The sequence below is a fragment of the Lacibacter sp. H375 genome (assembly GCF_037892425.1).
In the GTDB taxonomy this organism is placed as follows: Bacteria; Bacteroidota; Bacteroidia; order Chitinophagales; family Chitinophagaceae; genus Lacibacter.
In genome coordinates, this window is record NZ_JBBKTT010000001.1 from 600,198 (window position 1) to 620,385 (window position 20,188).

Sequence of the window (20,188 nt, forward strand, 5' to 3'; positions counted from 1 at the left end):
AACAAACCAATCTTGTACGATTGAACGTAAGTTTTTTACCTTTACACAATTATTCTGGAAAATATGGAAATAAAACCCGGTTCCCTACTCAGCAAAATTGATTCTCCGGCCGATTTGAAAAAACTGCCTATGGATCAATTACCCCAGGTTTGCGATGAGTTACGCCAGTATATTATTGATGTGGTGAGCGTGCATGGTGGCCACTTTGGCGCCAGCCTTGGTGTGGTGGAATTATCAACTGCTCTTCATTATGTTTACAATACACCTTACGATCAGTTGGTATGGGATGTTGGTCACCAGGCTTATGGTCATAAGATCCTAACCGGTCGCCGGGATAATTTTCACACCAACAGGAAATACCACGGGCTTAGCGGTTTCCCCAAACGCAGTGAAAGCGAATACGACACGTTTGGTGTTGGTCACTCTTCTACATCAATTTCTGCAGCATTAGGCATGGCAATGGCTGCAAAAATGAAAGGTGAAAACCGGAAATCAATTGCAGTGATTGGTGATGGAGCTATGACGGCTGGTTTAGCTTTTGAAGCTATGAACCATGCAGGTGTTGCTGATAGCGATGTGCTGATCATTTTGAATGATAACTGTATGAGCATCGACCCGAACGTTGGTGCGTTGAAAGAATACCTGACCGACATTACTACCTCCCCCACTTACAATCGTATTAAAGATGATGTGTGGAAGGCGTTGGGCAAATTACCGGTTGGTAAAACCTTTACCCGTGAAATGGCGAGCAAGCTGGAGCACAGCATAAAAGGTTTTGTAAGTAAGAGCAGTAATTTATTTGAAGCATTACAGCTGCGTTATTTTGGTCCTATCGATGGACATAACATCACGAAGCTTGTTGATACACTAAAAGATCTCAAAAATATTCCCGGGCCGAAACTATTGCATATTGTAACGGTGAAAGGGAAAGGATATGAGCTGGCTGAAAAAGATCAAACCAAATGGCATGCACCGGGTTTGTTTGATAAAGTAACAGGTGAAATTCATAAGAAGAAATTTGACACTCCCCAACCTCCCAAATACCAGGATGTGTTTGGACATACGATGATTGAACTGGCTGAACAGAACGCAAAAATTGTCGGTATTACTCCGGCAATGCCAAGTGGCTCTTCACTTAAATTCATGATGGACAAAATGCCGCACCGTGCATTTGACGTAGGTATATGCGAACAGCATGCCGTTACACTCAGCGCAGGTATGGCAACTCAGGGAATGAAAGTGTTTTGCAACATCTACTCCTCATTTATGCAACGTGCATATGATATGGTGGTGCATGATGTAGCTATTCAAAAACTGCCTGTGATCTTTTGTTTAGATCGTGCAGGTTTGGTAGGCGAAGATGGGCCTACACATCATGGCTGTTACGATATTGCTTACATGCGTTGTGTACCCAACATGATTGTGGCTGCTCCCATGAATGAAGCTGAGTTGCGTAACATGATGTATACTGCTCAACTTGATACACATACATTGCCTATTTCTATCCGTTATCCAAGAGGTGAAGGTGTAATGCCTGAGTGGAGAAATGAAATGAAAGAAATTGAAATTGGTAAAGGCCGCAAGTTGAAAGATGGAGAAGGCATTGCGATTTTATCTTTTGGCCATCCCGGCAACTTTGCAGCAAGTGCCATTCGTGAATTAAAGAACGATGGCATTAATCCTGCACATTACGATATGCGTTTTGCAAAACCAATTGATGAAGAAATGCTGCACGAAGTGTTTGCAAAATTCAGTAAGGTTGTAACCATTGAAGACGGAACTGTGGTTGGTGGGTTTGGAAGTGCAGTGCTTGAATTTATGGCTGCTAACAATTATAATGCTGAAGTAAAGATCATGGGTATTCCTGATGCACTGGTAGAACATGGCACACCAAAACAGTTGTATGAAGAAATTGGTATTGATGCGAATGGTATTGCAAAAACGGTGAGAGAGATGATGGATGTGAGGGTGACGGTGAAAGCTTAATTCATTTCTTTTTTATAAATAGAATCCCATTGCTGAGCGATGGGATTTTTTTATCAATATAGAATATCGCAAGACACAAGCATATTTAATGGCGACTTAATTTTTGATGGAATCTTGTCATAGTCAAACGGATAAATAATCCCATTGGTGTGAAGCATCCATTTATAACCTGCAAGATTTGACGATCTCGTATAAGTAACTGTTGAAGAGATGTAGTGAGAACAATAAACTCCCGGACCGATTACACGTTCCTTTTTCGTATTTATTCTTTCTTTATTTATACTATCTGCTATCCACTGAACTCCAACAAAAAACTGATCGTCACTCAGAAAAATACCCTGGCCTTCGACATCAATATGCAATACATTATTTTTTGATGAGTTTTTTGTAATAACAATATCCTTTTTCAGCAACTCGAAAGCCGGCTCCCCATATTTTCCGACGTTGTAAATATGTATACGAACAGGATTTTCTTCATTAAAGCCAACTCCGTTTATAGAAACACTCTTGAGCTGAAATTGCCCAACGTTATCCGGAATATTTATTCTGGTAGCCATTTCAAATCGTAAACAATCATCCGAATTCATAGTAAATTTCTTCTTCCCCTTTGTTAAACCTATGGTCATTGATTGCCTTTTGCCAACAAAAACTTCAGATAACTGAACAGGCAAGGGTTGAAGAAAAACAGTTTGCTCCTTTTTTAAATCACTGATAGCAATTTTATGATCCTTGTATCCGATACTTGTTACTAATAAAGTATCGTCACCAAAAATATCAATCTCAAAAAATCCACTACTATCTGCATCGGTAAATAGATTTGTCTTTTGAAGAACAACGGTGGCAAAAGGGACACCTCTTCTTGATTCAGCATCAATACAAACTCCTTGAATTCTTTCAAAGGCATGAACAACTTTGACATTAGCAAATAGGCAGATAAGTAAATAGCAGAGGTGGTATTTCATGCAGCCAAAATAATATGCAGATTGTTAAGAAAACGGGAATAATTTTCCCTTTTAATCAAAAGCCACTAATTAAAAAAGCCCCATCGCAATTGATGAGGCTTTCACTTATTCTGATAGAATTATTTTCCTTCTTCCGGCGAACCTGGATACACAAATGAATCTTCCGCATCTTCTTCCCGGTTCTCATTCCACTCAACAATAAAATTATTTTTCCCTTCACCAACCAATAAGGTCATATAGCGTTGTTGTGAAAGTTCAAGCAACGAAAGAAATAAGAAAATAGCGTGAATACGGTTCTCCACCACATCAAACAATTTTTCAAACGGCATGTTCTTTTCTTTCTTCACCATATCAAGCATATACTCACGACTGCCTTCCATGGTGTAGTTGTACTGCACAACAGTATGCACCGGTTTATTAAAACGTTCATGGTGTTTCTTCATCACACGTTCAAACGTTTTCATCAGTTTAAACATGGTGATGGTTTGTATCTCTGTTCCTTCACCCGTTTCTTCACCAATACTTGAAAGTTCTTTTGCAATGTTACCACGCTTTACCATGAGCATACGCATTGCTTCCATCTCCGCCATTTGCACACTTGCTTCTTTGAAACGTTTGTATTCAAGAATTTTATCGATCAGTTCCTGGCGTGGGTCAATTTCATTTCCTTGCTCATCTATTTCTTTACGTGGCAACAGCATTTTCGCTTTAATGCGCATCAATGTTGAAATGAACAAAATAAATTCACTCGACAATTCAATATTCAGCTTTTCGGTTTGATGAATAAAATCCATGAAATCTTTAATGATACGTGTAATGGGGATGTTATAAATATCCAATTCATCACGTTCAATAAAAAACAACAGGAGATCAAAAGGGCCTTCGAACTGGGGCAGTTTTATCTGGTATGATTCTGTTTGCAAAGTATTTCTGTTTTTAACGAACAAGTCCCGTACGATTTGTACAGGACTTGCAAATGTAGGGAACTAAACCTTACTAAAAAGTGGCTGTAAACCCAATACCCATGAGGGATTTGAGCTGCGTACCCATTAAACCACCGGTTTCGACATTTTTTGTATCGTGGTCGTAAATGAGGTCGAAATTATAGCTTACACCAATATATTTATTCACCTTGAAACCCAATGTGTTGGTCCAAAACACATCGATATTCTGCGGATTATTCCTGTAGTTACTGAACAGATCGAGCCTGCTGGTGAGACCGATATTTTTCGCCAGTTCTTTTTTGAGATTAGCGGTTAGAAACGCACCAATCTCGTTAATAGCCATCTTAGTGGTATCAGTAAAATTGAAGAGGCGGCGGATATCTTTATTTTTCCCGTTCACAATTACCCAACGTGAAGTAACGGGCGAAAGAAATACATCGAATGTTGCATTGGGCTTGTACATAATACCCGGCGATACCAACAGGTATGCAGGTGCAAACAAAGCCGAATTTTTTCTTTGGGGATCAACGGCATAATTGTAGCCCGTTGTCATTTGTGTACGGAGGTTCGCTAAGGCCGATAAGTACCATTTACTTGTTGCAGTATCGCCCAATTGATAACCGTAACGTGAAAGGAGATCGAAACGATCATCATTTTTTCGTGTGCCGATACTTGTTGCATTCACAATACCATACTGCACATTCAATGTGTTATCCCACACATTCCTGTATCGTTTGTAATAAGCAAAGGTGTTTGCCAATGCATTGATAGAAAAAGAAAATTTCTCTGCACCAGCAGCCCAGTTACGGCTGGCACCCTGGCTGAGATTGAGATTGAAGACGCCTCCTTTTGTCCAACCTTCTTTTTGTTCAGGCTCTTTCTTAATAGTTTTGTTCGATTCGTCCTTCAAACGTTTTACCTGCGCATCCTGTGCATTTGTTGTTGTACAATACAGCATAACAACAGAAAATAATATCTGTTTCATCATAAGTGTTCTGTTTAGATTTTTCAGCAGCAAAGATGAAGCCATCCCTTAAAAAAAACTGCAGCAGAAAAAAACTTCCGCTGCAGTTAAGTTTATATCAACTTACTTTTTTAATGCATCTCTTATTTCACGTAGTAAAACAATATCTTCCGGAGTCGGTGCCGGAGGTGCAGCTTCTTCTTTCTTTTTTGAAGCATTAAGACCCTTGATGATCAAAAACAATACAAATGCGATTACAAGGAAGGAAAGTATAGCCGCAATAAACTTACCTAACAGAATGCCCCCGGGAGCCCACTTATCAATTTCAGATACACCGGCAGCCTCTAAAGCAGGCTTTAACAAAACAGGAGTAATAATGTCGCCTACTAATGAATTAATGATAGCACCAAATGCGCCGCCAATAATAACACCAATAGCAAGATCAATAACATTGCCTCTCATTGTAAACTCTTTAAACTCCTTGAGCATTCCCATAAAATTAATTTTTAGTGTGATGAAATAAATAAAGACTTCTGTGGGGTGTCACAAATCTTTATAAAAATATTTGCCTACGCAAACTTTATTTTTTCAAACCCGGGTATTGCATCTTCAGTTTCTTGAGTGTGTCATACACTTTTGATGCAATGAGGTATTCTTTATACCAGTTCTGATCGCTCGGAATAATATGCCAGGGCACTTTGTTGCAGCTATTAAAACATTCATCATAATAACCCATGTATTTCTTCCAGAGTTTTGCCTCAGCAAAATCATTTTCGTTGTACTTCCACATTTTACGTGGGTCGTGTGTACGTTCCTGCAAACGTTCCTGTTGTTCCTTCGGTGAAATGTGCAGGTAAAATTTCAGTATCTGTGTATTGTTATGCTGCACCAGCAATTCTTCCATATCATTAATGGCTTTCATCCGCTTTGTTGCAGTAGCATCATCGCACCAGCCATGTACACGTGTGATCAAAACATCCTCGTAATGACTGCGGTTAAAAATTTTGATCATTCCTTTTGCAGGAGTTTCTTGGTGTATGCGCCACAAAAAATCATGACTCAACTCTTCAGCCGTTGGCGCTTTGAATGATTTTACTGAAACACCCATCGGATTCAATGAACCAAACACATCACGTATAGCACCATCTTTTCCACTTGCATCCATCCCTTGTATCACCACCAGCAATGAATTTTTTGCTTCAGCAATTAACAGGTTCTGCAATTCATCTAACTCTACTAATATCTTTTCTGTTTTAGCTTTTGCTTTTTCTTTATCAATGCTGCGGGGTGCCTTTGTGCTGATGGAGGAGAGTTTCACTTTAGCCATAAAAATCGTTTTTACGAATATAATCTTTGTTTTGAATGGGTGAATCACCCGCCATTGTCCATTCATCAAACCAAATTGGCCGAATGATTCTTTTCACGAACCTTTGCATCTTCATTTATGCATCCAAAACTTTTCAACTGGCTTCTGTTTCTTATTCTGTGTCTTGTATGGGGTAGCTCATTCATACTCATGAAAGAAGGATTGAAACAACTATCGGCGTATGAAGTAGCTGCCATGCGTATGTTCAGCGGTGGTATTGTATTACTTCCTTTTGCCATTGGCAGTTTCAAACGTATGCAGCGAAAAGATCTTGGACTATTAGTTGTATCGGGATTGCTTGGAAGCTTTATACCGGCCATCCTTTTCTGTGTTGCAGAAACAAAGATCGATAGTGCACTGGCAGGTATGCTGAACGCATTAACACCCTTGTTTGTAATTACGATTGGTGCGTTGTTGTTTAAATCAGCTGTGCCCTGGAAAAAATTGGTTGGGGTATTGATCGGTTTCGGTGGAATGCTGTTGCTTTTTTTGGCACAGAAAGCAGACAGTGCCAACAGTGATGTGTTTCTGGCATCACTCATTGTGGTTGCAACACTTTCGTATGGTTTGAATGTAAACCTCATCAACCGTTATTTAAAACATGTGGGCTCGCTTGATATTGCTGCCATTGCATTTGTTTCATTGATCATTCCTGCAACAACTGTTTTATTACTGGCAGGTTTTGCCAAACACGACTTTACTGATTTTGCAGTGATAAGAGCAGTAGGCGCTTCCGTAGTGTTGGGTGTTTTCGGAACTGCCATTGCTTCGATCCTTTTTTACATGCTTATGAAAAGAGCAGGACCATTATTTTCTACTATGGTTACTTATGGTATTCCGTTCGTAGCAATTGGATGGGGGTTACTGGCAGGCGAAACAATTGGTCAGCTGGAGATCATTGGATTGTTGATCATTCTTTCCGGTGTGTATCTTACCAATAGGTAATAAAAAAGGGTTGCAATTGCACCCCTTTTCTTGAATTATTTGTTCGGTTAAACCGACATGATTTCTTTATCCTTTGCTTCCAGATGTTTATCGATCTGTAAACTGTATTTATCTGTTAAGGTCTGAACATCTTTCTCCGCATCTTTCGCTGCATCTTCACTTAATCCTTCTTTTTGCAGTTTCTTGATTTGTTCAATTGCATCACGACGGATATTACGCACAGCTACTTTTGTATGTTCACCTTCGGCATTCACACGCTTTACTAATTCCTTGCGACGCTCTTCGGTTAGTGGCGGTAAAAATAAACGGATGATATTGCCATCGTTTTGAGGCGCAAGACCAATATTTGAGTTGATGATTGCACGCTCAATGGGCTGCAACATATTTTTTTCCCACGGCTGAATGGTCAATGTACGGGCATCGGTTACACTGAGATTCCCGATCTGGTTAATAGGTGTGGGGGTACCATAATAATCAACTACGATCCCATCAAGCATATTTGGATTTGCCCTGCCTGCACGGATCTTTACCAATTCTACTTCAAGGTGCTGAATGGCTTTATTCATGTGCTCTTCAGCATCGTCCATGATTAACGAAAGCTCTTCTGACATACAATTAAAAATTATTGAGCTGCAAACCTACTGAATTGTTGTTTATTGCTGCCGCAGAAAAATTAAGACTGTTTGTGTTTGGCCACATCTGCCTTTTCGGGAATTATAGCTGTGCCTCCCGATAATGGGATAACTTTTGTTTCACCATTGATTGTTTCTGCTGGCGCCGTTGAAACATCGTTTGTAAAGAGTTTGCGCCGGTTATTCCGGTTTGAATAAATAAGCAGGCTGATTACGGAAAAACCTACACTTATTAACCCCAGTAACAGGAAAGTGATGTTCAGTTCTCTTGCCAAAACGGTTGCTCCGGCAATCACAAGATTAAATGAAACAGCCAAAAAAGTCACCATTTTATGACTGAACCCTTTCGCCAGTAAGAGATGATGAACGTGGTTCCGATCGGGGCTGAATGGCGAGCGACGTGATAAAATACGATAGGCAAAAATGCGAAGCGTATCGAATAATGGAACAAACAAGATGGCAAAGCCGATAGCCGGAGCCGCTGGCAAATAAACTTTCGCTGTTGGCAATGTTGCTACCTGTATAAATTTGATCACAAGGATAGAGTTCACGATTCCTAATAAAAGGGAACCGGTATCGCCCATGAATATTTTAGCAGGTGAAATATTAAAGATTAGAAATGCACCCAGGCTTCCTGCCATAGCAAAGGCCATCATGGCGTAAAATGGCTGATCGGCCAAAACAAAATAAATACCAAAACAGATGGAGGTAAACATACCAAGCGATCCTGCAAGTCCATCTACCCCATCAATTAAATTAAATGAATTGGTAATTACAATGATGGTGAGGTAAGTAAATGCAAGACTCAGAATAAAAGGCATTTTTTCAAACCCCATAAAACCAAACATTCCATCTATAAGAATATTGCCTTTGTACACAATAATAAATGCCGCCAATAACTGGCCGAGAAATTTTTTGAGTGGCGTCAACACCACAATATCATCCTTCAGCCCCAGGAAAAAGATCACCAGAAAAGCTGCCCCGAAATACTGTACCTCCACCAAACCAGCAGGCACAGCAATTAAAAAACCAAGTATGAAGCCAGCAAAAATACCAATGCCGCCAAGCGAGGGAACAGGGGTTACATGCACTTTACGGTCGTCATCGGGCACATCAAAGAGGTGCTTCGCTTCTGCCACCCTGATAATTATGGGTATAGCCGAATAAGTAATTAAGAAAGAAATAACCGATCCAATAAGAAGGTGATCCATGCAGTTGTCTAATTCAAGTGTGTTGCAAATCTATACTTTCTGAGCCGAAAGAGGAAGCGATAACAGTAATTTTAAATGCCATCGTGGTTTCCGGTCTTTTGCTCACAGAAGCGGTATAGACTTTAATTTGCCTGAAAAGTTTAGTCCGTTGCAAACATTTTTCTATTAGCTTTGCCCGCAATTCAAAAAAACTATGCCAGAACTGAAAGAAATTGCGACGCAGCTACGCCGAGACATTGTAAGAATGGTACATGCTTGCCAAAGTGGTCACCCGGGTGGCTCTTTAGGTTGTACTGAATATATGACAGCTCTCTACTTTAAAGTGATGAAACACAACCCCGCCTTTAGCATGGATGCGCCGGGTGAGGATCTGTTCTTTCTTTCAAACGGCCATATTTCGCCCATCTTTTATGCGACGCTGGCCCGCAGTGGTTATTTCCCAGCTGCAGAACTGGCAACTTTCCGCAAACTGAACAGTCGTTTGCAGGGTCACCCAACCACTCATGAGCATTTGCCTGGTGTGCGTATTGCATCCGGTTCACTTGGGCAAGGCTTAAGTGTTGCTATCGGTGCGGCTTACACGAAAAAACTAAACAAAGAAAATACAGTAGTTTATTCTTTACACGGCGATGGTGAATTACAGGAAGGCCAGATATGGGAAGCAGTGATGTTTGCGGCTCACCATAAAATGGACAATGTTATTGCTACTATCGATTGGAACGGACAACAAATTGACGGCCCTACCAAAAAAGTTATGAGCCTTGGCGATTTAAAAGCCAAGTTCGAAGCATTTGGCTGGGAAACATTGGTGATTGAAAACGGTAACGACATGGATCAAATGGTTGCCGGCCTGGAAAAAGCAAAATCATTTGTCGGCAAAGGCAAACCAATTGTGAATTTGATGAAAACAGAAATGGGTAAAGGCATCGACTTTATGGAAGGCAGCCACGAATGGCACGGTATTGCTCCTAACGATGATCAATTATCAAAAGCACTCACGCAATTAGGAGAAACAAGCTTAGGGGACTATTAATCTTTCAGAAAATCTATTGATAGAAGCAGATGGTGAAAATCATCTGCTTTTTTTATGCCTCAGATTATTGTGCCCGCAGCGAAATCTTTTGTCGTGCTGCTTTCACAGAAGGAACCCAGGAAGCCAGCAGGCCGATCACAATCACTGTTGTAATTACAAGTAAAATATCGGTGAGTAAAATTTTTACCGGATAGTAGTCGATCACAAAAGAACCTGTTAATGGAATAAGTTTAAACGTAACCTGCAGATAGGAAAAGATCAGTGCGAGTATTATTCCGATAATGCTACCTGTTAATGCAAGTAAGACACCTTCGGTCAGGAATATTTTCTGAATGAACTTTCTTCCGCCACCCATTGCCTGGAGTATTTGTATATCTTGCTCCTTCTCCAGCACCAGCATCGTTAATGCACCGATCATATTAAAAGCAGCGATCACTAATATCAACGAAAGAATTCCATAGATCGCCCATTTTTCCAATTGCATAACGGCAAAAAGTGAACGATTTTGTTGATACCTGTTTTCTACCAAATAACCCCTGCCCAGCACTTTTTGTAAAGCTGCAATAGTTTGTTCTTCGTCTTTTATGTTTACTAATTTAATTTCTGCTGAGCTGTATTCATTTGGTTTCAGGCCAAGCATTTCTTTCAGTATATCAATGTTTGTGATGACATACTTGTTATCAAAATCCTGCTGAATAGAAAATGAGCCCGTTGGTTGCAAGTTCACTGTACTGATGGCTTCTAATGGATCAGAAGAAGTTACGCCACGCTTTGGCAAATAAGCCGTAACGGGATTTATTGCACGATCACTTAACAGGTTCAAGGCATTTTCAATGCCCACACCTAATACCAAAGCAGGTGTTTCAACACTTCCGGTCTCAAATTCACCATTGCTGATCATAGAAGATACACCACTTGCTTTGTTGTAATTATCATCAACACCTTTGATCACTGCATTGGTGCGGTAATCACCATTTTGCAGGTGCACATTTTCTTCCACCACCATACTTACTGCAGTAACGTTCGTCAACACACGAATTTTTGCAAGCGTAGCATCATCAAGCAACATGATCTTCTGCTGCTCTGCTGTAATACGTATATCCGGATAAAATGAAGAATATAATGTTTTCACCAACCCTTCAAAGCCATTGAAAATACTCAACACCACCACTAATGCAGCTGTACCAACAGCCATAGCCGTTACAGTTACCCATGCAATAATGTTGATGGCATTGGTTGATTTCTTTGATCTGAAATAGCGCCAGGCGAAAAGAAAATTCAATGGATAATTGTTGTGAATGGTGAATGGTCAATTGTGAATAGTCAATACCTAATTTACTGACGACAATCAACTACCGGCAGCTTACTCTTCCCCCTTCTTCTCCTCTTCGATTTTTTTAAAGAGTTCTTCCATTTTAAACACCTGGTCAAGTGTATCATCCAGGAAGTATTTTATCTCTGGTATACGGCGCAGTTGGTGTTTTACTTTCGCCGCCAGTTCACGCTTTATTTCATGAGCTTTTTCTTCTACTTTTTTCAGCACCGCCTCATTATCCTTCGCCTGGAAAACGCTCAGGTAAATACGGGCTTCCAGCAAATCGGGTGTTACTTTCACCGATGAGATGGAAACCAACCCGCCATCAACCATTGATAAACCCAGTTTCTGAAAGATCACTGACATTTCCTCATGAATAACCCCGGCTATCTGTTTCTGTCTTTTTCCTTCTAACATATCTTCAACGTTTAAAACGCTGTAAAAGTAGTTACTTTGCGGCGTTTAACGCATGAAACAGTTTCAACGCATTTTTAAATACCTGCGGGATTATAAAGGAAAGATTGTTCTTTATTTTTTATGTATCCTCCTCTCCATTGTTTTTTCAATGGTATCGCTGGCTATGCTGGCGCCTTTTTTGAAACTCCTGTTTAACCAGGAGGACCTGATAACAACAAGACCGGAGTCAATTCTCTCTGCATCTGATCTGCTCGATTTTCTCATGTATCAAATCAGTAAACTGATAATTGAGAATGGAACGGAAGCTGCACTTGCTTTTATATGCCTGATCATTATTTCAGCCATATTGTTAAAGAACGTATTTCTTTATCTCTCTTATCGAATTCTTGCACCAATGCGTAATGGTGTGCTCACCCGTTTGCGTGGTGATCTCTATGATAAAGTTTTGAAACTACCCATTGGTTATTTTACTGAGCAACGTAAAGGTGATCTTATTTCACGCATGAGTAATGATGCAAATGAAGTGGAATGGAGTGTGATGATGGCATTGGAAGTGTTGATCAAAGAGCCACTGAATATTCTTTTCTATTTAATCGGGATGATAATCCTTAGCCCGCAGTTATCATTATTTCTTCTGGTGTTTTTACCGATAATGGCATTGATCATTGGACGTGTAAGCCGCTCATTAAAAAAACAATCAACCGAAGCAGGTGAAAAAAATGGTTTAGTGATTTCTATTCTTGATGAAACACTTGGAGGGATTCGTGTTATCAAAGCATTTACTGCGGAGAAATTATTGGGCAATCGTTTTCATAAAGTAAATGAAGAATTCAATCACCTCCGTAATAAGATCCATTTCAGAAAAGATATGGCTTCGCCTTTATCGGAAGTATTGGGTGTGCTTGTATTAAGTGCCGTGTTATGGTTTGGTGGCCGGTTGGTATTAGGTGGTGATGCAGGTGGACTTTCATCAGAAGGTTTCATTACTTATATTCTGTTTTTTACACAAATCATCAACCCATCAAAATCACTTTCAACTGCCTACTACAATACCAAACGTGGCAGTGCTGCAATTGAGCGTATTGAAGAAGTGATCAATGCACCGGTGGTAGTTGAAGAAGCAATAAACCCCGTTACTATTTCTTCGTTTGAAAAAAGCATTGAATTTAAAAATGTATCGTTTGCATATAATGATGTAACTGTTCTTACAAACATCAATCTCAAATTAGAAAAAGGAAAAACAATTGCATTGGTTGGTTCAAGTGGTTCAGGTAAATCAACATTGGCTGATCTTGTTCCGAGATTTCATGATGTAACCAGTGGTGAAATTTTGGTTGATGGTGTGAATATTAAAAACTATTCACTTAATAGTTTGCGTCAACTCATGGGCATTGTAACACAGGAACCCATTTTGTTTAATGATAGTATTGCAAATAATATTGCATTGAGTAAAGCAGAGGCAAGTAAAGAAGAAATTGAAGCTGCTGCAAAAATTGCGAATGCACACGACTTCATTGCCAAAAAAGAAAATGGTTATGATGAAAACATAGGAGATCGTGGCAGTAAATTAAGTGGTGGTGAACGCCAACGGGTAACAATAGCACGTGCGGTTTTAAAAAATCCACCGATTCTCATTTTAGATGAAGCCACTTCTTCACTTGATACAGAGAGTGAACGTTTGGTACAAGATGCTATTAATCATTTGATGCAGGACCGTACCAGTTTGGTGATCGCACACAGGCTATCAACTGTTCGCCATGCCGATGAAATACTGGTGTTGCAGAAAGGAGAAATTGTGGAACGGGGTACACACGATCAATTGGTTGACTTAAACGGCTTTTACCGCAAGCTGGTAGACATGCAGGAGGTACGTTAAGTTTTTGTTTTGGCCCATTCGCTTTTCTCAATAATTCCCCTATCTTTATAGAGTTAATGTGAATTCAGTCCATGCTTTCTGAGGTTCCAGGTGCTTTTCCTTCGATCAGTTTCCCCGGTTTCAGTTGCTAATCCTGGTTCATGATTTTTGTTTTTTAATTTTTTTCTTGTGAACATTTACGTAGGAAACCTGGCCTGGTCCATGACGAACGAAGACCTCGCTGCTCTGTTTGAGCAATTTGGCGCTGTAACCTCTGCCAAAATTTTAACCGACAAATTCTCTGGCCGTAGCAAGGGTTTTGCATTTGTAGAAATGGAGAATGCAGAAGAGGCCCAAGCTGCAATCAGCCAACTGAACGACACTGACGTTCAGGGACGCAAAATTGTAGTGAACGAAGCTCAGCCTAAGAAAGACGACGGTGGCTTCAAAAAGCGCAGCTTCGGCGGCGGCGGTGGCGGTGGCTTCCGCGGCGGTAGTGGCGGTGGCGGCTACAAAGGTGGCGGCGGCGGTGGCGGCTACAAAGGTGGCGGCGGTGGCGGCTACAAAGGTGGCGGCGGCGGTGGTTATAACAGAGATTATTAATCAGCTCTATTCGTCAAAATACTTGAAATCCTTCCGGTTCGGAGGGATTTTTTATTACATGTAGGTCTGTAGTATTTCCCTACGCACAATAGCACAGCATACCTGAAAACAAAAAATCCTCCCGTTAAACAGGAGGATTTGTATTTCAAGTAGTCTTTGTAAACTTATTCGCCTGCAGGCTGAGGACCTTTCACAATACCCATCTTTGCTTCAATGCTCAACGTAGCATGAGGCACTGCACGTAAACGGGCCTTATCGATAAGCTTACCGGTTACACGGCATATGCCGTAGGTTTTGTTTTCGATTCGCATCAGCGCCTTTTCCAGGTGATCAATATAAGTGATTTGGCGGCTGGCCATCTGGCTCAGTTGTTCACGTTCCATACTTACACTGCCATCTTCCATGGTCATGTAACGGCCATCATCGCCATCACCACCCTGGTCATCCTTACGGGTGATCAAGCCTTGCAAATAGTTCAATTCTTTCTTTGCAGCTTCATGTTTGCGCTGAATGAGTTCTTTGAACTCCACGAGGTCTGCATCACTATAGCGGACCATAGGTCCTTGAGGTTTCTCTTCCACTGATTTATCTAATACTGATTTTGTAAAATCGGGTTGATATTTCACCGAGGTGTTTACCGACGTTTTAATTGGCTTCACTTCTTTTGGAGGAGCCGGCTTTTTTGCTTCTTTTTTCAAATCTTGGATTGCTTGTTTAACGGTGGGTTTAATAGCACTTACTGGTTTCGCAACCGGCTCGGGCTTCTTTGCTTCCGGCTTTACTGCTTTTGCTGGAGCAGGTTTAGCAACCGGTTTGGCCACTGGCTTGGGAGCAGGCTTGGCAGCTACTTTTGCCGCTTTGTGCGGCACAGGTTTAGGAGCTGGCTTAACTGCTGCCTTTGGGGCCGCTTTTTTTGCTACAGGCTTTGCAACCGCTTTTTTAGGAGCTGGCTTTTTAGCAGCTGGCTTTGCTGTTTTTTTGGCGACTGGTTTCACCGCCTTTTTGGGAGCAGGTTTTGCTGCTTTCTTTTTAATTGCCATTCTATCCTCCTTTTTTGAGTACTTGAACTTTTATGGGAATATCGTTAACCTCAACTTCGATGCCATTGGATAAATGCGGTACAAATTCAAGGTTATCTGCCAAAATTTCGGCGCAAATATAGGATTTAAATTGAGTGATAGAAGGCTGCAGGCTCTCATTCTCTAAAACCTGTACAGCTATTCTGTCAGTCAGCTCAAAACCACTCTCTTTGCGGATTTTCTGGATCCTGTTCACTAATTCCCGGGCATTGCCTTCGTTGAGCAATTCGGGGGAAATGGTTACATCCAATGCCACGGTAACTGCTCCCTTGTTCGTCACCATCCAGCCGGGCACATCCTCGCTTAGAATTTCTACATCTGTCAAATATAAAGGAACGGTTTCATTCTCTATCAACAGATTATAAACAGTTTCACGCTCAAATTGGCTGATGTCTTCCTGGGTGAATTGGGCGAGGGCTGCCGATACCGCTTTCATCTTCGCTCCCATCTTTTTACCGAGGGCGATAAAGTTGGGCTTGATCTTCTTTTTTATGAAGGTATTGTCGGCAGTGAGGTACTCGATCTCTTTCACATTTACCTCGCTCATGATAATGTCTTCCACCTTACTGAATTGCTCTTTCATGCCGTTGCTCAGCACGGGGATCAATATTTTCTGTAAAGGCTGACGAACCTTGATGTTTACTTTCTTACGGAGTGATAGCACCAGCGAAGAGGCATCCTGCGCCAGTTGCATACGTTCTTCCAGTGCGGCATCGATGAATGATTCGTTGGCCACAGGAAAATCAACATGGTGTATCGAAGCTGCATCAAAACGATTACTCACTTTGTTCAACTCGCTGAAAATAGCATCGCTGAAGAAAGGAGAAACCGGTGCCATTAAACGAAGCACAGTTTCTAAACATTCGTACAAGGTTTGATAAGCACTGATCTTATCTTGTTCGTACTCTCCTTTCCAAAAACGTCGGCGGCACAAACGGACATACCAGTTACTCAAATGCTCATCAACAAATTCTTCAATTAATCGACCTGCCTGTGTCGGCTCATAATCATCCATTGCCTCCGTCACTTTTTTGATGAGTGTGTGAAGCGATGACAAGATCCATTGATCAATTTCAGGTCGTTCATTTACAGGAATAGCTGCTTCTTTAAAAGCAAAACCGTCCACGTTTGCATACAATGCGAAGAACTGATAGGTATTATAAAGTGTACCAAAGAATTTGCGTTGCACTTCTTTGATGCCTTCAATATCAAATTTCAAATTATCCCAAGGCGATGCATTGGTGATGAGATACCAACGTGTAGCATCGGCACCAAATTTTTCAATAGTTTCAAACGGGTTCACCACGTTGCCGAGGCGCTTACTCATTTTGTTACCATTCTTATCTAACACCAACCCATTACTTACCACCGTTTTGTACGCCACACTTTCATACACGAGTGATGCGATTGCATGCAATGTATAAAACCAACCACGTGTTTGATCTACACCTTCAGCAATAAAACTTGCAGGATAGAGATCTTCGAACTTATTTACACCTGCAGGAAGTTTAAACGGATACTTGTCTCCATTCTTTACTTTCTCATGATCCAATCCCCACTGGGCGTAAGGCATTGCACCACTGTCGAACCAAACATCGATTAGGTCTGGTACACGTTTCATAGGTTTGCCTGTTGGGCTGATGAGAATGATCTCATCAACATAAGGTTTATGCAGATCAATATCGTTGCCTAAATATTTTGCATTGTTGGTACCAAGTGTTGCATCTGCTTTTGAAGCATTTTCTTTTAACTCTTCAACTGTACCGATGCAGATTTCTTCCTCACCATCTTCTGTTTTCCAGATGGGTAATGCTGTTCCCCAAAAACGTGAACGACTGAGGTTCCAATCAACCATGTTCTCTAACCAGTTACCGAAACGTCCTTCGCCTGTTGACTTTGGTTTCCAGTTGATGGTTTTATTCAATTCCACCATCTTGTCTTTGATAGCAGTGGTTTTGATAAACCATGCATCTAACGGATAATAAAGAATTGGTTTATCTGTTCTCCAGCAATGCGGATAACTGTGTTCGTATTTCTCTACTTTAAAGGCCCTGTTTTCTTTTTTCAGTTTAACGCAGATGTCAACATTCACATCTACATAATTCGGATCGTCTTTATAATTTTTTACATAACGGTTGCTGAACTCACCTAATCCGTCAAGGAACTTTCCTTCACGATCAACCATAGTAAGAATGCCGATACCGAATTTCTTTCCTACACGATAATCATCTGCACCAAAGGCAGGAGCAGTATGCACAATACCAGTACCATCTTCTGTGGTAACAAAATCACCAACCAACACACGGAACGGATCAGCATCGGGCGTAATGCGTTTTACTTCTTCAATGCTGTTGGCTTCGTACGGCAACAGTTGCTCGTAATGCAAACCTTCAAGCTGTGAACCTTTGAACGAAGTGATGATTTTCCAAGGCAATAATTTCTGTTCACCATTGTAGCCTTCAAAATCTCCATTTTCTCCTTCTGCTTTCAAATATTTATGCACCAGGTCTTTCGCTAACACAATGTTCACCGGTAAGTGTGTGTAAGGATTAAACGTTTGCACCAACACGTATTCGATGTTTGGACCAACAGTCAAACCTAAGTTGCTTGGCAAGGTCCATGGTGTTGTTGTCCACGCCATGAAGAATACTTCTGCACCATGCACTGCATCGTGAAGGAATTTACTTTTTTCATCTTGCGTTGCACGGAACATCACGGTTGCACTGGTATCTTTTACATCTTTGTACGTGCCGGGTTGGTTCAATTCATGCGAACTTAAACCTGTACCTGCTGCAGGTGAGTATGGTTGAATGCTTACACTTTCGTACAACAATCCTTTTTTGTACAACTGCTGCAGCAACCACCACAATGTTTCAATGTAACTGTTTTCGAAGGTGATGTAAGGATCGTTGAGATCAACCCAATAACCCATCTTCTTCGTGATCTCATCCCACTTGTCTTTATAACGCAACACCGCTTCACGGCATTTCCTGTTGTATTCTTCAACGGTGATCTTTACACCAATATCTTCTTTGGTAATACCTAATTCCTTTTCAACACCTAACTCAATTGGTAATCCATGGGTATCCCATCCGCCCTTGCGGTTTACTTTGAAGCCCTTCATGGTTTTGTAGCGACAAACCAAATCCTTCAAGGTTCTTGAAATAACGTGGTGAATGCCCGGCATACCGTTAGCACTGGGTGGACCTTCGTAAAACACAAAAGGTGTTGCCCCTTCCCTTACTTCAATGCTTTTTTCAAACGCCTGTTCAGCATCCCATTTAGCCAATATCTCCTGCTCGATGGAGGGTAAATTCAACTGCGAAAATTCTCTGTACTTAACGCTCATAAGTCAATCCCTGTCTTATTTTTAAAGTTGCCAAAGGTACGGAAGTTCGGGGGTGAATGAACACCCAAATCAGGGGTTTTCATAAACTGACAGCAATCATCTTCTGCTTGTTTTTTTGTCAGGACGAAGGGCTGGTCATTTTAGCAATTTTGCCCCATGCAACAAGAGACTATCAGGAGCCTGACGAAGAAGTATAACCGTCCGGTTCCCCGCTATACGAGTTACCCTACCGTTCCTGTTTGGAAAGAAGGCATTGATGTGGATGAATGGAAAGACCTCCTGGCCCAGCAATTTGAACTGCACAATACCCGGAAGGGCATCAGCTTGTATATTCATTTGCCGTTTTGTGAATCATTATGTACGTATTGCGGCTGTAATAAAAAGATCACGACGAATCACAGTCTGGAAGAGGAATACCTAGCCATGATCGAACAGGAATTTAAATTATACCTTGAACTCTTCCATCAAAAACCCATCATTCGTGAACTGCATTTGGGCGGTGGTACACCTACCTTCTTTTCACCCGCAAATCTTGAGCGGCTGATTCGCTTTATTACTGATCGCTCCATTGTTCATCCCGATCATGAATTCAGCATTGAAGGTCATCCCAACAATACAACATTCGCACACCTTGAAACTTTGTACAATCTTGGTTTCCGTCGCATCAGTTATGGTGTGCAGGATAACGATCTGGAAGTACAACGCATTATCAACCGCATTCAGCCTTTGGAAAATGTGCAGCGGGCAACAACCGATGCACGAAAGCTGGGCTTTGCTTCAGTGAATTACGATCTCATTTATGGTTTGCCCAAACAAACATTGAAAAGCATTACCAAAACAATTGAAGAAGTGATTACTCTTCGTCCCGACCGTATTGCGTTTTACAGTTATGCGCATGTGCCATGGACCAGCAGAGGCCAGCGTTTGTTTGATGAAAACGATTTGCCTTCACCGGAAGATAAACTGCAACTATATCTGAAAGGAAAAGAAATGCTCACTGCTGCGGGCTATGTTGACATTGGCATGGATCATTTTGCATTAACTACAGATGATCTTTACACCGCCTGGAAAACGGCGAAGCTTCACCGCAATTTTATGGGTTATACCACGCAACACACTTCGATGTTGTTGGGATTAGGTGTATCAAGCATCAGTGATATTGGTGGTGGTTTTGCACAAAATAGAAAAACGATCCATGAATATTACGAAGCAATTCAGCAAAAGGAATTGCCTGTGTTCAAAGGCTATTTTCTCACAGATGAAGACAAGGCTTTCCGCAATTATATTCTCAGCATCTGTTGCAGAGATTATGCAGTGTTCAGGAGAGAAGACAGACGACTGATCGAAAAATATGTATTACCGCAATTGCAGCAACCGCTTGATGATGGATTGATCAATATGAATGATGATGGATTGGTTGTTACAGAAACAGGCCGACAGTTCATCCGCAATATCTGCAGTGCATTTGATCTGTACCTGCAAAGGGAAATTATTACACCGATGTTCAGCAAGGCGATATGATGATGA

General features: G+C 41.1%; 17 protein-coding genes. 6 read left to right on the plus strand and 11 right to left on the minus strand.

Annotated elements, in window-relative coordinates; all coding sequences use genetic code 11:
- The first annotated feature begins 63 nt into the window (after positions 1-63).
- On the plus strand, positions 64-1,986 hold the full coding sequence (dxs, locus tag WG954_RS02665; protein WP_340433383.1) for a 1-deoxy-D-xylulose-5-phosphate synthase: 1,923 nt from the start codon (positions 64-66) through the stop codon (positions 1,984-1,986).
- A gap of 53 nt (positions 1,987-2,039) precedes the next feature.
- Here the strand turns inward: dxs and WG954_RS02670 are convergent, their stop codons facing one another.
- The 5 genes from WG954_RS02670 to WG954_RS02690 form a co-directional block, all read right to left on the minus strand.
- Positions 2,040-2,948, minus strand: coding sequence for a carboxypeptidase-like regulatory domain-containing protein (locus WG954_RS02670; RefSeq protein WP_340433385.1), 909 nt, complete (start codon positions 2,946-2,948; stop codon positions 2,040-2,042).
- Positions 2,949-3,067: 119 nt separating this feature from the next.
- A complete protein-coding gene (locus tag WG954_RS02675; protein WP_340433387.1) occupies positions 3,068-3,871 on the minus strand; it encodes a segregation and condensation protein A in 804 nt (267 codons plus the stop codon).
- Positions 3,872-3,944: 73 nt separating this feature from the next.
- Complete coding sequence (locus WG954_RS02680) at positions 3,945-4,880, minus strand: DUF3078 domain-containing protein (RefSeq protein ID WP_340433388.1); 936 nt, start codon at positions 4,878-4,880, stop codon at positions 3,945-3,947.
- Positions 4,881-4,979: 99 nt separating this feature from the next.
- On the minus strand, positions 4,980-5,351 hold the full coding sequence (gene mscL, locus WG954_RS02685) for a large conductance mechanosensitive channel protein MscL (protein ID WP_340433390.1): 372 nt from the start codon (positions 5,349-5,351) through the stop codon (positions 4,980-4,982).
- An 85-nt stretch (positions 5,352-5,436) separates the two neighbouring features.
- Complete coding sequence (locus WG954_RS02690) at positions 5,437-6,183, minus strand: PPK2 family polyphosphate kinase (RefSeq protein ID WP_340433392.1); 747 nt, start codon at positions 6,181-6,183, stop codon at positions 5,437-5,439.
- A 117-nt stretch (positions 6,184-6,300) separates the two neighbouring features.
- Here WG954_RS02690 and WG954_RS02695 point away from each other — a divergent pair, with 117 nt between their 5' ends.
- Positions 6,301-7,167, plus strand: a complete 867-nt coding sequence (locus WG954_RS02695) for a DMT family transporter (protein ID WP_340433393.1) — start codon at positions 6,301-6,303, stop codon at positions 7,165-7,167.
- A gap of 47 nt (positions 7,168-7,214) precedes the next feature.
- Here the strand turns inward: WG954_RS02695 and frr are convergent, their stop codons facing one another.
- Both frr and WG954_RS02705 read right to left on the minus strand, forming a co-directional pair.
- Positions 7,215-7,778 (minus strand): ribosome recycling factor, encoded by a 564-nt coding sequence (frr, locus tag WG954_RS02700; protein WP_340433396.1) that lies wholly within the window; start codon positions 7,776-7,778, stop codon positions 7,215-7,217.
- Between the two features lie 62 nt (positions 7,779-7,840).
- The gene (locus tag WG954_RS02705; RefSeq protein WP_340433399.1) at positions 7,841-9,010 is read right to left on the minus strand and encodes an MraY family glycosyltransferase; all 1,170 of its coding nucleotides are present in this window, start codon (positions 9,008-9,010) and stop codon (positions 7,841-7,843) included.
- 193 nt (positions 9,011-9,203) lie between these two features.
- Between WG954_RS02705 and WG954_RS02710 the strand changes: the two genes are divergently transcribed.
- Positions 9,204-10,043, plus strand: a complete 840-nt coding sequence (locus tag WG954_RS02710) for a transketolase (RefSeq protein WP_340433402.1) — start codon at positions 9,204-9,206, stop codon at positions 10,041-10,043.
- Positions 10,044-10,107: 64 nt separating this feature from the next.
- On the opposite strand, the gene WG954_RS02715 is transcribed toward WG954_RS02710, so the two are convergent.
- On the minus strand, positions 10,108-11,325 hold the full coding sequence (locus WG954_RS02715) for an FtsX-like permease family protein (RefSeq protein WP_340433405.1): 1,218 nt from the start codon (positions 11,323-11,325) through the stop codon (positions 10,108-10,110).
- A gap of 81 nt (positions 11,326-11,406) precedes the next feature.
- Positions 11,407-11,775, minus strand: coding sequence for a 30S ribosome-binding factor RbfA (gene rbfA, locus WG954_RS02720; protein WP_340433407.1), 369 nt, complete (start codon positions 11,773-11,775; stop codon positions 11,407-11,409).
- 52 nt (positions 11,776-11,827) lie between these two features.
- Here rbfA and WG954_RS02725 point away from each other — a divergent pair, with 52 nt between their 5' ends.
- The gene (locus tag WG954_RS02725) at positions 11,828-13,651 is read left to right on the plus strand and encodes an ABC transporter ATP-binding protein (RefSeq protein WP_340433410.1); all 1,824 of its coding nucleotides are present in this window, start codon (positions 11,828-11,830) and stop codon (positions 13,649-13,651) included.
- A 168-nt stretch (positions 13,652-13,819) separates the two neighbouring features.
- Positions 13,820-14,233 carry an RNA-binding regulator gene (gene rbp, locus WG954_RS21685; RefSeq protein WP_510182582.1) on the plus strand — a complete coding sequence of 138 codons (414 nt, stop codon included), beginning with the start codon at positions 13,820-13,822 and terminating at the stop codon, positions 14,231-14,233.
- A gap of 164 nt (positions 14,234-14,397) precedes the next feature.
- Here rbp and WG954_RS02740 read toward each other — a convergent pair whose 3' ends face one another.
- A complete protein-coding gene (locus WG954_RS02740) occupies positions 14,398-15,273 on the minus strand; it encodes a TraR/DksA family transcriptional regulator (RefSeq protein WP_340433412.1) in 876 nt (291 codons plus the stop codon).
- Position 15,274: 1 nt separating this feature from the next.
- Complete coding sequence (gene ileS, locus WG954_RS02745) at positions 15,275-18,661, minus strand: isoleucine--tRNA ligase (protein WP_340433414.1); 3,387 nt, start codon at positions 18,659-18,661, stop codon at positions 15,275-15,277.
- 156 nt (positions 18,662-18,817) lie between these two features.
- Between ileS and hemN the strand changes: the two genes are divergently transcribed.
- Positions 18,818-20,182: an oxygen-independent coproporphyrinogen III oxidase gene (gene hemN / locus WG954_RS02750; RefSeq protein WP_340433417.1), complete on the plus strand. Its 1,365-nt coding sequence runs from the start codon at positions 18,818-18,820 to the stop codon at positions 20,180-20,182.
- Positions 20,183-20,188 lie beyond the last annotated feature (6 nt).

Bases quoted from the DNA above. Each gene is read 5' to 3' on its own strand.
- dxs (WP_340433383.1), top strand. From the start codon at position 64: ATGGAAATAAAACCCGGTTCCCTACTCAGCAAAATTGATTCTCCGGCC.
- WG954_RS02670 (WP_340433385.1), bottom strand. From the start codon at position 2,948: ATGAAATACCACCTCTGCTATTTACTTATCTGCCTATTTGCTAATGTC.
- WG954_RS02680 (WP_340433388.1), bottom strand. From the start codon at position 4,880: ATGATGAAACAGATATTATTTTCTGTTGTTATGCTGTATTGTACAACA.
- mscL (WP_340433390.1), bottom strand. From the start codon at position 5,351: ATGGGAATGCTCAAGGAGTTTAAAGAGTTTACAATGAGAGGCAATGTT.
- WG954_RS02690 (WP_340433392.1), bottom strand. From the start codon at position 6,183: ATGGCTAAAGTGAAACTCTCCTCCATCAGCACAAAGGCACCCCGCAGC.
- WG954_RS02695 (WP_340433393.1), top strand. From the start codon at position 6,301: ATGCATCCAAAACTTTTCAACTGGCTTCTGTTTCTTATTCTGTGTCTT.
- frr (WP_340433396.1), bottom strand. From the start codon at position 7,778: ATGTCAGAAGAGCTTTCGTTAATCATGGACGATGCTGAAGAGCACATG.
- WG954_RS02705 (WP_340433399.1), bottom strand. From the start codon at position 9,010: ATGGATCACCTTCTTATTGGATCGGTTATTTCTTTCTTAATTACTTAT.
- WG954_RS02710 (WP_340433402.1), top strand. From the start codon at position 9,204: ATGCCAGAACTGAAAGAAATTGCGACGCAGCTACGCCGAGACATTGTA.
- rbfA (WP_340433407.1), bottom strand. From the start codon at position 11,775: ATGTTAGAAGGAAAAAGACAGAAACAGATAGCCGGGGTTATTCATGAG.
- WG954_RS02725 (WP_340433410.1), top strand. From the start codon at position 11,828: ATGAAACAGTTTCAACGCATTTTTAAATACCTGCGGGATTATAAAGGA.
- WG954_RS02740 (WP_340433412.1), bottom strand. From the start codon at position 15,273: ATGGCAATTAAAAAGAAAGCAGCAAAACCTGCTCCCAAAAAGGCGGTG.
- ileS (WP_340433414.1), bottom strand. From the start codon at position 18,661: ATGAGCGTTAAGTACAGAGAATTTTCGCAGTTGAATTTACCCTCCATC.
- hemN (WP_340433417.1), top strand. From the start codon at position 18,818: ATGCAACAAGAGACTATCAGGAGCCTGACGAAGAAGTATAACCGTCCG.